Raw genomic sequence first — 1,001 nt, 5'->3', positions numbered from 1 at the left:
GTTGCATTTGCACTTGTCGCGATATATTCGTATATGAGATACAGAAAGGAGAAAAAAGACTTGTGGCTTGTAGTCCTTGCGGCTTGTACCATAGTGTTTCTGGCTTGTGCCGGATACGGAGTTTTGCAATATTTGAGTTATTCAAGCACAGAATGCACATGACATTAAGCGGGACCGTGGGGTAACCTGGCTAGCCTACCGGCTTGGGGTGCCGGTGATTCGAGATTTTTTGCAGGCGCAGGCGTGCAAAAAACGAGTCTTCAAATCTCGACGGTCCCACTTACAAATTTCGCGTAAAATCGCAGGCTATATGCAAATATTCAATGGGTTTTTTCAAGAGTTGGGCCGGGCTTTGCCTTGCACCATGTGAAACTCCCATGACGGTGAGAACATGGCTGAAAAAGAAAGGGAAAGCGGATTGCTGCTAAAGCAGGAAAAGTTTCTTGAGTCTGGCATCCACATAGGGACCAAGATGAAAGTCAAGGACATGGGGCCGTTCATATACAGGAAAAGAAGCGACGGGCTGTATGTGCTTGACTTGCGCAAGATCAATGACAGGCTTCGGGTTGCAGGAAAGCAGATGTCAAGGTACAACCCAGAGGACATAGTGATAGTCGCGTCGCGCACATACTCATCCTACGCTGCTGCAAAGTTCTGCCAGCTGACAGGCGCAAAGCTCATTTTCGGGAGGTTTGTGCCAGGGGTTTTCACCAATGTGGCAAGGAACGACTTTATGGAGCCAAAACTGATCTTCATATGCGACCCGAAAGGCGAAAGGCAGGCAGTCACAGAGTCGGGCAAGATGGGAATAAACACCATCGGCCTGTGCGACACGGACAACTACACTGCAAATATTGACTGGGTCATACCGTGCAACAACAAAGGCAGAAAATCGCTTGCCCTAATCTTCATGCTTCTTGCAAGGGAAGTGCTCATGGGCAGGGGCAAGATAAGCTCCTATGAGGAATTTATTGCGGCTCCTGAAGAATTTGAGAACCCGG

The 1,001-nt window shown here is 48.6% G+C and carries 1 protein-coding gene and 1 tRNA gene; both read left to right on the top strand.

Annotated features, from left to right (window positions below; translation table 11 throughout):
- The first annotated feature begins 170 nt into the window (after positions 1-170).
- Positions 171-279, top strand: a tRNA-Pro gene (locus tag FJZ26_06380).
- Between the two features lie 112 nt (positions 280-391).
- Positions 392-1,001, top strand: a 610-nt coding sequence (locus FJZ26_06375; GenBank protein MBM3230031.1) for a 30S ribosomal protein S2, incomplete at its 3' end; no start/stop codon positions are given.

The organism is Candidatus Parvarchaeota archaeon, from assembly GCA_016866895.1.
Lineage (GTDB): Archaea > Micrarchaeota > Micrarchaeia > Anstonellales > VGKX01 > VGKX01.
The sequence above is the reverse complement of the archived record's forward strand: the minus strand, read 5'-3'. Positions and strand labels throughout refer to the sequence as shown.